Raw genomic sequence first — 15,008 nt, 5'->3', positions numbered from 1 at the left:
AAAACAATCGCTTATGAATTTATGGCAACTTTTTCTAAAACTTAAACCTTTCGTTCGACCTTATCGCTTTTTAGTGATTGCCACTCTCTTTCTTACGCTCATCGGCTCTTTCACAGCTCAAGTGAATGCACTCACTTTGCAGTATGCAGTTGATGAAATTAATGCGCTGGTTGAGAATGGTTTTGGCTTAGCTGAAGGCTGGAATATCCTGATTACCATTACAGCGATATTATTGGGTAAAGAAGTAATTAATGCTTTTGTGCAATTCGGACAAAAGTTTTATGGTGAAAAACTTAGAATTTTTATTTCACAAGATCTAGCACAAGGCATCATTGAAAAATTTCTGACCTATAGATTAGCTTTTTTCAACGAAGAGAATAATCAGGCGGGCAAATTACAAACACGAATCGATCGTGGTATTGGCTCTCTGACTCGTCTAGTTCAAATATTCTTTATTGACATTTTGCCGTTATTTACCAGTGCGATCGTGGCTTTAGGATTAATGTACTACGCCAACTTTTATGTTGGCTTAGTGGCGACCACTATCGTTCCAATCTACTTCTGGTTAACTTATAAACAAGCACAAAAACTCGGAGGCTGGCGTCGGAATTTACGTGATGGTCGAGAAAAGAAAAGCCAAGGTATCCTCGGAATTATTAATTCAATTACGGTTATCAAATCTTTCAACCGCGAGTCAATAGAATCAACCAAACAACTCAAACTACAAAAAGAACTCACAGATAATCAAATGCAAACCCGTCAGGTCAGCTTTTTATTTGATGGGTTAAAAACCTTTATTGAACAAATAGGTATTGTTTTAATCATCATCCTAACTGCGTATTTTGTGCTTGATGGTCAGATGAGCATCGGTATGATCATGTTTCATGTACTGTTGTTCAATAATGTATCCGCGCCAATTCGCTCCTTACATCGTATATATGATGAAGTGAATGATGCCATGATCTATTCAGAAAGCTTCTTTAAAATTTTAGAAGCAGATGATCAAATTGAACCTACAGGTCAACTCAAACCGCAAATTCAAGGAAAATTTACGCTGAAAAATGTTGAATTCTTTTATCCAAACGGTCACCACGCACTAAAGAATATCAATATGGAGATTCGACCCAATAAAATTACTGCATTAGTTGGCTTATCAGGCGCGGGAAAATCAACCTTAATCAGTCTTTTAGATAAATTTTATGAACCTAATCAGGGGTGTATCGAACTCGATGGCATCGATCTCAATCAAATTGATACACAATATTTGAGAGATCATATTGGATTAGTCCTACAAAAAAATCATATTTTCCAAGGGACTATTCTTGAAAATATTCGCTATGGTAAAACAGATGCTACTGAAGAAGACGTGATCATTGCTGCTAAAAAAGCATCCATTCATGAGCAAATTTTACAACTTCCTGATGGCTATCATTCCGATGCATTGCAACTCTCTGGAGGACAACAACAGCGTATTGCGATTGCTCGTATGTTCTTGAAAAATCCACCGATTATCTTTTTAGATGAACCGACAGCGAGTTTGGATGCCATTGCTTCGGAACAAATTAAACAAAGCCTTGATGAGATTAAACAAGGACGTACTGTCATTATTATCTCGCACAGCCTGTCGCAAATTATTGATGCGGATTACACCTATGTCATGAAAGAAGGCGAAATTGCCGAGCATGGAGAACATGATGCTCTTTACCATCAAGACGGTGTATATAAACAAATTTTTGATGCGATGGCTAAAAGTTTGAATATCGAAAAAATTGCAAAAACTTTTGAAGACGATGGGGATGAGGAAACCCATAGTTAAAGTTTAATCTAGGTAACCTTGACATTGAAGCAGTTGAATCAACACACAGTCATCTGCTTCATAGAGCTGACTTAACTTCGTGTAAGGATCACCATCGAGCGCTAATATTTGTGCAAATGCAGGTTCAGTTTTTATACCTTTTCGCTTAAGGCGAATGATTTCCTGTTTAAATTGGTCATTTGCCAAATCTAATATTCTATGTTCAACGTAGAAGTGCTGGAATCCCGCCTGCTGATGAACTGGTGTTGTAGAACAAAATATCTCAATTGACCAAGCACAATATTCAAATCGGCAAATCCAAGTATCACGTTCAAAATAACTTCGCTCAATGCACCATGCCTTATAGGTTTGAAATAATTTTAGTATTTCAATCAAATGATTCTCTTGCTCAATCGGATAACTACAAATGAGGTCGATATCACTTTGTGCTGTTGCAATTCCTAAAGGTGGCGTACCGACCACTGTAACTTGATACCGCTTGAGTATTTCCAAAAGGTTTAAGTCATCAATAACTTTTTGAAAGTGTATTTTTTTCATTGTTATTTTTAATCTCTAAGATAATTCAACTTTAAAGCGGTTGAACACTCCAATATGAATTACTTTAACCATCACCAGAAAAGCTTAAGCAATTAAGGTTATTTTTGATTTTCAATAACATCTAACGCATAAACAGTTTTAATATAATTTCGATACTGCGTTGAATAAGAGATTTCCAAACAACGCATAAGGTATGCTTTCTCTTTTGAATATTGATAGCTGCCTAACGCTTCTTTGAGCGCTTGATCAATATAATTTTGCACTTGTTTTGCCGCCTCATGGCTATGCTCACCGAGTTGAAAATATCCACCTCTCGCAATATTTGCTTCAGCTGCATAAATCTCAGAATGAGATAGACAATACGCGATCCCATCATTATGCAAATACTCTTGTGCCCGTGATAAATCATCCGCATAAATGCTTGAACTCAACAAGATACTTAAACCAATAGCAAATTTAATTCTCATTTTTAAATCACTTTCTCAAGACAATAAAAAAGCGCCTTTTGGCGCTTTAAATACATTAGGGTTGTTTTAGATATGGCCATGCCGCTCTTAAATAAATAAACATGGACCACAGTGTTAAAATTACAGCGGTATACAATAAACCATATGCTACTAATTCAAGTGGTTTCCAATTGAGTAAGAACACGGAAATAGCAATCATCTGAAAAGCTGTTTTATATTTGCCAACCGTTGATACAGCTACATTGGTACGTGCACCGAGCTCAGCCATCCACTCACGTAAAGCAGAAACGGTAATCTCGCGTGAAATAATCACAATCGCAGCAAAAGCCATCGAAATTGTAGGTTGCCATTGCACCAAAACAATCAATGCTGCTGCGACCATTAATTTATCCGCAACAGGATCTAAAAAACGTCCGAATGCAGAAGTCTGATTCAATGTTCTTGCTAAGTAACCATCAAACCAATCTGTGACAGCAGCAATCACAAAAATTGCAGTCAGAATGATATGACGAGTCATACCCCCTTCATGCCCACCCACACCAATCGCAGGAGGCCAATAGGCAATAATTAAAAAAACAGGTATTAACGCAATACGTGCTAGCGTCAAGATATTTGGTATATTCAGGATGCGACCTGTAGACATAGACACCGCCAGTTTGCCCCAATTACAGCTAAAATTTGCAATAAAAACTTGAGCTTTGATTCTTTAATCCGCTTACTTTAAACGATTCACTACCCGCTGTCGACTAGGCAAAAATCGCGACAGTCTGTCTACAAATTGCAACGAGACGGTCATTATGGTCCCAAATATGGGCATATTCAGTAGAATAACCATGCGCAGAATGATCTGTAAATACTTTATATTTAAACCAATCTCGTCGGTCAGCTAGAATAGGCTCTACCAGCGTCACATACCAAGAAATTGAACTGCCCGGTGCTGGTTTTTTTAATATAGGAAAAATTCCTGCAGGCCAAATATCTAACATTGCTATAAATTCAGGCATGCTCAGCGGACCTGCTTCAAATTTAGATTCTGCATATCGAAACCACCCGCCAAAATCTGGCTTTTCAGCAGCCGTACAAGGGTATTTCCCTTCAGCCCAAATCAGATCATAGTTCTGATAGCATTGCGGCATAAGAGGATGATAAGGCAACTTAACTAAACTTTCAGGTGAATCATACTGTGGTGCTGAGCGAGTTTGATCCATATTCACGACTGATTCACGGTCTGAACCAAAACTTGCCAGCAGAATTCCCTGTACAGCATCATCCTGCCAAATCCGAGCTTCAATATTAGTCACAGATTTACCTTGCCTTAAAATTTCCACTGTCACTTTGACTGGCTTTTCCTGAACAGGACCCACAAATACCACACTGGTGCTCAATAATCTTTTTTGAGGGTCATGAATCATTTGTGTTGCTTTGTGTAGCATCATCGCCGTGGTTAAACCACCAAAAATGGTACGACCTTGCAACCAACCCTCAGGGATCTCCACCCATTCTTGTTGATCAATTTCTTGAAATACCTGTCCAAATGACATGCGCAACCCTTTTATTTTAAATTTCTTATCGCGCTAGCATGCTGAATTTTCAGATTGAGGTAAATGATCAATGACTCGCAGGTCAATGATCATTTTGGCAAATTGATATGCATGATTACTCATGCAAGATTTTGTACACAGTCCGAGCGAGATTTGCACCAAAACCTGGGACTAAATTCAGATCCTTTTCAGAGGCTTTTAATACCCCTTGAATCCCACCAAAATGTGTTAATAAATCACGGCGGCGTTTTGGTCCTAGCCCTGGAATGGCTTCTAAAACTGACTGTCCACGACGTTTATCGCGCTTGGCACGATGTTTAGTAATGGCAAATCGATGCGCCTCATCACGAACCTGTTGAATTAAATGTAGCGCTTTATGGTCTTCAGGCAGTTGAATCTTTGTGCCATCAGTGAAATGTAAGGTTTCCAAACCAGGCTTACGTCCTTCCCCTTTTGAAACCCCCACCATGAATGCATCCAATCCAAGATCTTGCATGACCTGCATTGCCATATGTAATTGCCCTTTACCACCATCGATGAGAAGCAAATCTGGCAGCATCGCCTTCTTATACCGTCGTGTCAAAGCCTGACGCATGGCAGCATAATCATCACCGCCAGTGATATCTTCGATAGCAAACTGACGGTAATCGCGCTTGCGAGCCCCTCCACTATCAAAGACAACACAAGAAGCGATCGTTGCTTCGCCCATCGTATGGGATATATCAAAACATTCGATACGATCAATTGGACGTCCGACCACCTCTTCTAACTGATGAAAACGTTCATTCAATTCATAATGATTAGCAAGTTGTCCTTTAATGGCATGCTGTACATTCATGGTCGCAAGCTCGAGCCATTCTGCACGGGTTTCTCGAACTTTTGATTTAATCAGAATTTTTTTGCCAAAATTTTGTTGTAGTGCCTCTTCTATGTCTTTCTTGTCTGGCAGCTCCACGTTGACGATTAATTCTGTTGGAATCTCATCGGCAACTTGGAAATAAAAGTTCGCGATAAAATCTGCCAGCATTTGTCCCAAATCATCGCCCAACATATCTGGGAAATAACTTTTTCCTCCCAACATCTTGCCATTACGCACATGCATAATCTGAACGCACGTTACCCCCGCTTGGTATGCGATCGCCAATATATCTGCTTCACCTTTGACTTTATAAATCGCTTGTTGCGTTTGTACATCACGCAATAATGCCATCCGATCACGATAAAAAACGGCTTTTTCAAATTCGAGAGCTTCTGCTGCCGCTTCCATTTTGGCAATTAATTCTTGATTAAGCTCACGTGTATCCCCTTGTAAAAAGCGAATTGAGTTATCGACATCATCTTTATAATCTTCAGGTGATATCATGCCCACACATGGAGCTGAGCAACGTTTAATTTGATACTGCAAACACGGTCTTTTACGTTGCGCAAAATAACTATTTTCACATTGGCGGACATTGAATAATTTTTGTAAGACCACCAATGTATCACGTGCATTATAAGCACTTGGATAAGGTCCAAAAAATTTACCTGCTTGATGTTTCCCCTTACCACGACCTGCTGCAATACGTGGATAAGGCTTATCACTGGACACAAAAATATAGACGTAAGATTTATCATCTCGCAGCATGATGTTATACGGCGGTCGATGAAGCTTAATTAAGTTTTGTTCAAGAAGTAATGCTTCCGTTTCTGAGCGGACCACCATGGTTTCAATATCATGAATGCGGGCAACTAAAGCCTGTGTTTTGGGATGCTCAATGGTTTTAACAAAATAGCTAGAAACACGATTTTTTAAATTCTTCGCTTTTCCCACATACAACAACTCTCCATCTTTACCTAACATGCGATAGACACCAGGCAAAGTCGTAAGATTGGCTAAGATTTTTTCAATGTGTTCACGTGCGTTTTCGTTCACAAGCAGCCTTTAATGTAGAGTCAGTCATTCATGCAACAGCATGAGCTTATTGTGATGGTAACGCGCTCTATTTCAAGTGCATTTCGGTAGACGATTTTAAAACCTTGTTGATCCAACAGTTCAGAGCAATGATCGCAAATTTTATAATCAGCTGATTGTTAAAAAGTCTGAGTTGTTAAATTCAAGTTTGATATGCTTTTCAACTGATTCATTCATGGATGCGCCAACATGACTGCGAACGATCGTGCTTTTCACGCCATACAACCTGCACTCTCATCCCATAGTCCTTCAGAAAAAGATCGACTCATTGGAAAGTCTCGCTTTCATTTTGAACCAGCCAAAGTGATGCAGTTATTGCGTGATCGTATCATTGGGCAAAATCCAGCCTTAGATGAAATCGAAAAAATGCTTCACGTGGTCAAAGCTGACTTTTCAAGTCCTGAACGCCCCTTGTCCGTCACCTTAATGCTTGGACCAACAGGTGTTGGTAAAACAGAGACTGTTCGTTTGATTGCTGAAGCGATTTATGGTCGTCCTGATGCGTTTTGTCGTATCGATATGAATACACTGGCTCAAGAACATTATGCAGCCGCTTTAACAGGCGCTCCGCCTGGATATGTCGGTTCGAAAGAAGGTCACAGTTTGTTCGATGAAACTGCGATTAATGGCTCTCATACCCGTCCTGGCATTATGCTGTTTGATGAACTTGAAAAAGCCTCTCCCGAAGTGATTCGTGGCTTAATGAATGTGTTGGATACAGGTCGCCTAACCCTTACTGCTGGAACAAAAACGATTGATTTTCGTAATTGTATGATCTTTATGACCAGTAATGCAGGAGCACGCGCAGCACAACAATATTTAGATAAATTAAATGTTTTACCGCAAAAACTTCAAAATCTATGTTTAAAACGCCTACCCACGAAAGCCATTATTGAAAAAATACTGCATCGCAGTTTTGATCCGGAGTTTCTGAATCGAATTGATCGTGTCCTTCATTATCAGCCTGTTCAAAATGATGCACTCCCTAAATTGGTAGATATTGAACTGGAAAAACTCAACATTCGTTTGCAACATCAAAAACGTCAGGTTCACTTATCAGACCTTGCCAAAGCATATTTCTATCAGGGTCATGATATCCGCTTTGGGGCACGTCATTTAGCACGGAAAATGAGAACTGAACTAGAACCCATTATTGCGATCTACTTTCTAAAGCATCCAGATCAACTTCATCTCAAGCTGGATTGCAAAGACGGTCAGCTCTCGATCATCAATCAATAAAAAAAGCCCATTATGGGCTTTTTTTAAACAAATCATCTTAAACCAGGAATCGTGACAAAGGATTCTGCTGCCGTTTTATTATAATACGTACACCCTTTTTCAATATTTGCCATTAATAACTGATAACGCTGTCTATTTTCTGCAACATCATCGTTCATTAACAATTTTTCATAGAGTTTATATTCATCATCAGTCGTACGCTTCAAAGTTTGATGATATTCAGCAGGGTATAGTTTGCTTTCAAATTCAATGGCTGTTGAATCATCTAAACTAATCTTCATACTGGTGTCAAAAATACTGCTAAAATTCATACCCATCCAACGATCTTTAGCGAGTTGAAATTTAACAATTGGATTTTTGTCATTTAAAAGATCAAGATACAGCAAGTTATCTTCATAAAATTGGTTAAAACTCTCTTCCAATGGTTCACTCGTGTTTGGATAGAGTTGTAAATAATCTACTCTGTTTTGTTCTGCTTTCTTTCTATAACAATAGCTACCTGAAGAAAAATTTTTAAGACCATCTTTGGCGATAAACAATCTCACATTAGGGCTCAAATCATTTCGATCAATGTTGCGATAACCTGGTAAAACTGTATCAAAAACATTTTTACCCGATAGGTTTACACGCTCCATTTCGATATCCGTTTGGATGTCACCAATGATATTCATCGTCCAATGACTAGGACTATTCACACTGAGCGTATTTTGGGCTTGATCATAGGTTTGATAGATACGATTTCGCGTCACAATCACACTATTCAACGGTTTAAAACTATCCGTATAAGTAAATTGTCCATTTTGAAATTCAATATAATTTAAGCCGAATCGATCATTGGAATTATAGTAAATTGAATAGAGTTGATCACCGTTTCGAAATTGTGTACTCGGTGATGATTCATACGAATCTCCCGACCCACCGCCGCCACAGGCACTTAAAAAAAACGGTAAAACACTTAGTACTAATATTGTTTTTTTGAGATTCATTTGAATTTTCTTTTGTATATTTTACAGACAAAAGCATAGCTTTTATTGAACTACTTCTCAATTTTAATTTACATCATTTTAAGTAAAATTAAAAAATGCGCCCTGAGGCGCATTTTGATCTGAATGCTCTTAAAACACATAAGGTCGAATGAAAATCAGGAAGAATATCCCTAACATCAAGAACCATTTTAAAAAGTAATATAACTGACGGTTCTTCGCCTTCAGTGCTTTTGCTTTCACACGCAAGCGATAAATATAACCAAATGCTTTGTTCAGACCACCCGTTTGATCCCCTGCTTCATTCGGTGAACTTGCCGCAGTCATTACATTTTTACCAAACCAATGATTAAACCGTTCCATCCAACGTGTCTTTAAAGGGCGCTCTACATCAGCAAAGAAAATAATACGATTTTGATCCGTCGTGTTTTCTGCATAATGAATGTAGGTTTCATCAAACACAACGCTTTCACCATCTCTCCATGAATACCGCTGACCATCTACATCAATAAAGCAACGATCATCATTTGGCGTCAACAACCCTAAATGATAGCGTAAAGATCCCGCATAAGGATCACGATGACGAACCAAGCGACTATCAGGAGCAAGCTCAGTAAACATCGCCGCTTTAATGGTTGGCAATGTTTTAAGCAATGCTGTCGTTTTAGGGCACAGTTCTGCTGCTGAAGGATGTGCAGAGTCATACCATTTTAAATAAAAACGCTTCCAACCAGTTTTAAAAAATGAGTTAAAGCCTAGGTCATCATATTTTTCAGAGGCTTTGATCCCACCCTGCTCATATAAAGCTTTGGCTTCATCACGAATCATTTCCCAATTTTCATCTAACACTTTTAAATCTTTAAAATGCTGTGTGTCGATATAAGGCTGGTTTGGCACCTTAGAGAACATATACATCAAAAAATTAATAGGTGCCAAAATGGTCGAATGATCAAAGAATTGACGATAGAACGAATGTCGTACTTTTCCACGACGTTGAATATACAGTGCCGATATGATGAATATCGCGAGAATAATCCACTTGATCATTGATTGACTCGGTTTATCTTTGGTTAGCGGGTTAAATGAGGAGATGCTGCACCTAAATTGGAAATGAATTGTTCCAATTTAGATGTATAGATAATCACGTAAATTGTATAACGACTACCCCAAACAACGAAACATTGTGTTCTACAAATAGACTTTTGATGGCTTTATATTTCAGTTTATTGACTTTTATGACGAAATTTAAAGTGCAAAATAACTTGAAATTACCTACCTACCCCAGATATAAGTTGAAGTGTTTTTAAATAAAATGCCAATTGAAACAATCGCTTTATTGTAAGAAGAACAAACTCTACATTCGCATCTGCTGTTTTATAACGCATGCTGGTGCAATAAATAGATGACCATTGCGTCACGGCTTGATACAACTTGTTATGTTCTTTTTCGATATAGTTATCGTAAGATTAGCGAAGCTTTAATGTGCGCAGGAAATACGCACTTGCTTCACAACATCAACTTAGAAGTCCTCCAAAAAAAAGGAGATCAGGGCATGATCCACGCTGGCAATGCCATTACCGTCCAAATGCTTTCGGACGGAATTGCAGAATTCCGCTTTGACTTACAAGGTGAGTCGGTTAATAAATTCAACCGCGCAACAATTGACGACTTTAAAGCTGCAATTGCTGCTGTTCAATCAAACGCTGAGATTAAAGGTCTTATCGTTACATCTGGTAAATCTACATTTATCGTTGGTGCAGACATCACTGAGTTTGGTGAAAACTTTGCGCAAGGCGAACAAGTCATTGTAGATTGGGCGATGCCTGTTCATGAAATCTTCAACTCATTCGAAGATTTAAATATTCCTAAAGTTGCTGCAATCAATGGTATGGCATTGGGCGGCGGTTTCGAAATGTGCTTGGTGTGTGACTATCGCGTGATGTCAGAATCAGCACAAGTTGGTCTTCCAGAAATTAAACTTGGGATCATTCCTGGTTTCGGTGGTACTGTTCGTCTAAGCCGTGTAATCGGTATCGATAACGCTGTTGAATGGATGGCAATGGCGAACCCGAAAAAAGCACCTGCTGCACTTAAAGATGGTGCGGTCGATGCGGTGGTTGCTGCTGATAAATTACAAGATGCTGCGATCTCTATCGTTAAACAAGCAATCGAAGGTCGTTTAGACTGGAAAGCGAAGCGTCAAGAAAAATTAGATCCAATTAAGTTGAATCCATTAGAACAAATGATGGCTTTCAACTCATCTAAAGGTGTGGTGCTTGCGAAAGCTAATCCTGCACAATACCCTGCGCCAAAATTATTGCTTGATTCTATGCAAGCGGGTTCGAGCTTAGATCGTGCTGGTGCACTTCGCCAAGAAGCTGAACACTTTGCAAAAGCAGCGGTAACGCCACAAGCAGGCGCGTTGATTGGTTTATTCATCAACGACCAAGTTGTGAAGAAAACTTCGAAAAAATATGAACAAGGCGCTCACCCTGTAAATCAAGCTGCAGTACTTGGTGCAGGTATCATGGGTGGTGGTATTGCTTATCAAGCGGCAAGCAAAGGCACACCAATTATCATGAAAGATATTGGTAACCCACAACTTGCTTTAGGAATGAAAGAAGCAAACGGTCTCCTAACTAAACAAGTTGAACGTAAGAAAATCAAGCCTGCTCAAATGGGTGAAACGCTTGCACGTATCCGTCCGACATTAAGCTATGATGAGTTTAAAGAAGTCGATATCGTGATCGAAGCGGTAACTGAAAACCCGAAAGTGAAAGGAATCGTACTCAAAGAAACTGAATCTAAAGTACGTGAAAACACGATCATTGCATCAAATACCTCTACGATCTCAATCACGCGTTTGGCTGAAAACCTTGAACGTCCTGAGAACTTTGTAGGGATGCACTTCTTCAACCCAGTGCATATGATGCCTTTGGTTGAAGTGATCCGCGGTGAAAAAACTTCACCTGAAGCGATTGCAACGACTGTCGTACTCGCTCAAAAAATGGGTAAAACCCCGATCGTTGTCAATGACTGCCCGGGCTTCCTTGTAAACCGCGTATTGTTCCCTTACTTTGGTGCGTTTGACCTTCTTCTTAAAGACGGCGCTGACTTCCAACAAGTCGACAAAGTGATGGAAAAATTTGGCTGGCCAATGGGTCCTGCATACTTAATGGACGTTGTCGGTATTGATACTGGCGTTCACGGTGCAGAAGTGATGGCTGAAGGTTTCCCTGACCGTATGAAGCCTGATTTCAAAGGTTCAATCCAAACAATGTATGAAGCACAACGTCTTGGTCAAAAGAACGATGTTGGTTTCTACAAATATGAATTGGACAAGAAAGGCAAGAAAGCAAAAACTGTTGATCCAACAGCGTATGACGTGATTGCTTCTGTCGTGACTGGTGAAAAACGTGAATTTGATTCTCAAGAGATCATTGACCGTATGATGATTGCTTTCTGTAACGAAACTGTTCGTTGCTTAGAAGACAACATCGTTGCAACACCTAACGAAGCAGATATGGCAATGATCATGGGTGTAGGCTTCCCTCCATTCCGTGGTGGTCCATGCCGTTACATCGATCAAACTGGTGTAGCTGAGTATGTTGCGCTTTGCGACAAGTATGCGCATTTAGGTAAGGCTTATGAAGCGCCACAAATGTTGCGTGACATGGCTGCTAACAATAAAAAATTCTACGGTTAAGGAGCAACGTGAATGGCTACTTTAAATCCACGTGACGTTGTCATCGTTGATGGCGTACGTTCAGCAATGGGTAAAACCAAAAATGGTATGTTCCGCAATGTACGTGCCGATAACTTATCTGCTGAATTAGTTCGTGCATTGGTTGCTCGTAACCAGTTTGATGTGAACGAAGTTGAAGATGTGATCTGGGGTTGTGTGAACCAAACTCTAGAGCAAGGCATGAACATCGGTCGTAACATCGTGTTATTGGCAGACTTACCAAAAACTGTTGCAGGTCAAACTGTTAACCGTCTTTGCGGTTCTTCAATGCAAGCAATTCATACCGCAGCTGCTCAAATTGCGACTAACCAAGGTGATATCTTCATCATTGGTGGTGTAGAGCACATGGGCCACGTTGGCATGATGCATGGCATCGACTTGAACCCACAAGCATCTAAACATTATGCGAAAGCATCTAACATGATGGGCTTAACAGCTGAAATGTTAGGTCGTATGAATGGCATTAGCCGTGAAGAGCAAGACGCTTTTGGTGTTGAATCTCACCGTCGTGCTTGGGCTGCTACTCAAGAAGGTCGTTTCAAAAACGAAATCATTGGTGTTGAAGGTCATGATGCAAATGGCTTCAAAATCCTATGCGATGTTGATGAAGTGATTCGTCCAGATGCGAACCTTGAAGCATTTAAAGCGTTACGTCCTGTGTTTGACCCTAAAGGCGGTACAGTGACTGCTGCTACATCATCAGCGTTGTCTGACGGTGCATCTGCAATGTTATTGATGTCTGCTGAGCGTGCACAAGCATTAGGTCTGAAGCCACGTGCTGTTATCCGTTCTATGGCGGTTGCAGGTTGTGATGCTGCGATCATGGGTTACGGTCCTGTTCCTGCAACGCAAAAAGCGCTTAAACGTGCTGGCTTGAGCATTGGTGATATTCAAACTGTTGAGTTAAACGAAGCATTTGCCGCTCAAGGTCTTTCAGTATTAAAAGGTCTAGGTTTACATGACAAACAAGACATCGTGAACTTAAACGGTGGTGCGATTGCGCTTGGTCACCCATTGGGTTGTTCTGGTGCTCGTATTACGACGACTTTGTTGAACGTGATGGAACAGCAAGATACTCAAATCGGTCTTGCGACGATGTGTATTGGTTTAGGTCAAGGTATCGCAACTGTGATCGAACGTGTTTAAGTTTTAAATACGTGACCAAAAGAAACCCCGCTTAATGCGGGGTTTTTTCTCTAAAAAAAAATCTTGTTAAAAAATTTATAAATATGAAGAAAAAAAAGACATATTTCTATCCAGTATTTTATATCGTTCTCAGTCTTATAATTTTCTATTTTGGATGGAAGTTAGAAAATCAATATGAATTGCCTTTCTTTAATCCTCTATTAGTTTCTAGTATTGCTTATGGACTGGCTATTACTTTTTTAACTCCCATTTTTCTTGTTGTTATCAATCAGTTTTATGTCCGAGAAATTGAGGAGAATCGCAAAAAATTCCGTTATAAAAAAATTAATAAATTCATGAATTATTTTATATTTATACTTCTTACAGGGTTTGTGTTATTTTTTGTTTGGAGGTTATTTTCCCCGCAATTTATCACGCTTACAAACTTCGCTCTGATCAAAATAAATGAAGTCATTGGCAAGCCAGTTATCAAAGAATTTCTATTTAACGGTACGGTACAAGCTAATCCAACTCATCAACAAAAAATTAATATTGGCTCACACAAACATTCTATTTATGTTATTGATACTGTTACTCACAAGATAAATTTTACGCTATCTGATAATAAGAGAGAATACTCATTAAAGCAGTATTGCTTAACTCAAAATTTGAACCTTAATATTCAGAAATATAAAATTCAAATTGAAGGTTATAATTCTTTTTTGGGCTTTAGTGCTCAACAAAATCAACACTTGAGCAACCATGTATCTGCTCAACAAAATATCAATTTAGATCTTAACACTTTAAATTCATGTGAATTAATCTACTATAATTTACCTAGGCTTTAAGATAATTTGCAAATTATCAAACGTGTTTAAGTTTAGATACGTGACTAGAAGAAATCCCGCTGTTTGCGGGATTTTTATACTTTAGAAATCAAATTTTATTTTAGATTACTCCGCCATCCATCACCCAACAACTGATTTAAACGTTGCTCATCAAAGGTCATTGGAATCGCGCCTCCACCCTGTTGGATATGAGTCAATGCTTTGTCCCGATCAATCCCTAAAGGCTCCAACATTCTAAAAATGCCTGAACTCGGATCATTCGACTGTAAACCTGCTGCAACAGACAAAACATACTGCTGCTGTAAAGGTGATAGATGACTCATATCAGGCACTGGAGTTTTCGGTTGAATATTCAGTGCAGGTGAACTTTGCTCTAAAGCAGCATTTTGAATATTCTGCTCTTTTTTGATCACTTGATGCTGCAAAGATTGACGCACCTTTTGATCCTCTTGAAAAGGTGTAACAGTCGTCACAACTTCATCACGTAAGTCATCGTCCGCCATCAATTGAATTGAAGGCAGGCTTGCAACATCTTCAGCATGAGTCAAACTCATCAGCAAAGCTGAGATCACACCGAACATCAAACATAATTTAGAATTAGTCATAAGTAAGACTCTGACATGCATCGTTCAAATTGAGCATCAGGAACAAGAATAACTAAACAAATAGAGCTATTCTTTAATTAAACTACACCAATTTATTTACGTATTCATCAGTACTCAGATAAATGGTTTCAAGTGTTTTTTAAAAGTT

Annotated in this window: 13 protein-coding genes; 5 read left to right on the top strand and 8 right to left on the bottom strand. The window is 39.2% G+C overall.

Annotated elements, in window-relative coordinates:
- The first annotated feature begins 13 nt into the window (after window positions 1–13).
- Entirely contained in the window at window positions 14–1,816 is a 1,803-nt protein-coding gene (locus AC1M89_RS06820; RefSeq protein WP_481588591.1) for an ABC transporter ATP-binding protein, read from the top strand.
- A gap of 3 nt (window positions 1,817–1,819) precedes the next feature.
- On the opposite strand, the gene AC1M89_RS06815 is transcribed toward AC1M89_RS06820, so the two are convergent.
- The 5 genes from AC1M89_RS06815 to uvrC all read right to left on the bottom strand — a co-directional run bounded on the left by AC1M89_RS06815 (window position 1,820) and on the right by uvrC (window position 6,276).
- Window positions 1,820–2,353: a DUF4269 domain-containing protein gene (locus AC1M89_RS06815; protein ID WP_481592350.1), complete on the bottom strand. Its 534-nt coding sequence runs from the start codon at window positions 2,351–2,353 to the stop codon at window positions 1,820–1,822.
- A 98-nt stretch (window positions 2,354–2,451) separates the two neighbouring features.
- Entirely contained in the window at window positions 2,452–2,820 is a 369-nt protein-coding gene (locus AC1M89_RS06810) for a hypothetical protein (protein WP_481590108.1), read from the bottom strand.
- 55 nt (window positions 2,821–2,875) lie between these two features.
- Window positions 2,876–3,463, bottom strand: coding sequence for a CDP-diacylglycerol--glycerol-3-phosphate 3-phosphatidyltransferase (pgsA, locus tag AC1M89_RS06805; protein ID WP_035265993.1), 588 nt, complete (start codon window positions 3,461–3,463; stop codon window positions 2,876–2,878).
- A 103-nt stretch (window positions 3,464–3,566) separates the two neighbouring features.
- Complete coding sequence (locus AC1M89_RS06800; RefSeq protein WP_481590109.1) at window positions 3,567–4,361, bottom strand: thioesterase family protein; 795 nt, start codon at window positions 4,359–4,361, stop codon at window positions 3,567–3,569.
- A gap of 115 nt (window positions 4,362–4,476) precedes the next feature.
- A complete protein-coding gene (uvrC, locus tag AC1M89_RS06795) occupies window positions 4,477–6,276 on the bottom strand; it encodes an excinuclease ABC subunit UvrC (RefSeq protein ID WP_180028652.1) in 1,800 nt (599 codons plus the stop codon).
- A 228-nt stretch (window positions 6,277–6,504) separates the two neighbouring features.
- Between uvrC and AC1M89_RS06790 the strand changes: the two genes are divergently transcribed.
- Window positions 6,505–7,554 (top strand): AAA family ATPase, encoded by a 1,050-nt coding sequence (locus AC1M89_RS06790; protein WP_481592351.1) that lies wholly within the window; start codon window positions 6,505–6,507, stop codon window positions 7,552–7,554.
- Between the two features lie 32 nt (window positions 7,555–7,586).
- On the opposite strand, the gene AC1M89_RS06785 is transcribed toward AC1M89_RS06790, so the two are convergent.
- The gene (locus AC1M89_RS06785; RefSeq protein ID WP_035265985.1) at window positions 7,587–8,540 is read right to left on the bottom strand and encodes a hypothetical protein; all 954 of its coding nucleotides are present in this window, start codon (window positions 8,538–8,540) and stop codon (window positions 7,587–7,589) included.
- A 129-nt stretch (window positions 8,541–8,669) separates the two neighbouring features.
- On the bottom strand, window positions 8,670–9,584 hold the full coding sequence (gene lpxO / locus AC1M89_RS06780; protein WP_035265982.1) for a lipid A hydroxylase LpxO: 915 nt from the start codon (window positions 9,582–9,584) through the stop codon (window positions 8,670–8,672).
- 505 nt (window positions 9,585–10,089) lie between these two features.
- Between lpxO and fadB the strand changes: the two genes are divergently transcribed.
- The 3 genes from fadB to AC1M89_RS06765 all read left to right on the top strand — a co-directional run bounded on the left by fadB (window position 10,090) and on the right by AC1M89_RS06765 (window position 14,255).
- The gene (gene fadB, locus AC1M89_RS06775) at window positions 10,090–12,243 is read left to right on the top strand and encodes a fatty acid oxidation complex subunit alpha FadB (protein ID WP_092766638.1); all 2,154 of its coding nucleotides are present in this window, start codon (window positions 10,090–10,092) and stop codon (window positions 12,241–12,243) included.
- A gap of 12 nt (window positions 12,244–12,255) precedes the next feature.
- Window positions 12,256–13,428 (top strand): acetyl-CoA C-acyltransferase FadA, encoded by a 1,173-nt coding sequence (fadA, locus tag AC1M89_RS06770; RefSeq protein ID WP_035265978.1) that lies wholly within the window; start codon window positions 12,256–12,258, stop codon window positions 13,426–13,428.
- A gap of 83 nt (window positions 13,429–13,511) precedes the next feature.
- Window positions 13,512–14,255, top strand: a complete 744-nt coding sequence (locus tag AC1M89_RS06765; protein ID WP_481607249.1) for a hypothetical protein — start codon at window positions 13,512–13,514, stop codon at window positions 14,253–14,255.
- Between the two features lie 95 nt (window positions 14,256–14,350).
- Here the strand turns inward: AC1M89_RS06765 and AC1M89_RS06760 are convergent, their stop codons facing one another.
- Window positions 14,351–14,860 carry a hypothetical protein gene (locus AC1M89_RS06760; protein WP_481614055.1) on the bottom strand — a complete coding sequence of 170 codons (510 nt, stop codon included), beginning with the start codon at window positions 14,858–14,860 and terminating at the stop codon, window positions 14,351–14,353.
- Window positions 14,861–15,008: the final 148 nt, after the last annotated feature.

This window comes from Acinetobacter sp. ANC_7635, from assembly GCF_056779945.1.
The sequence above is the reverse complement of the archived record's forward strand: the minus strand, read 5'-3'. Positions and strand labels throughout refer to the sequence as shown.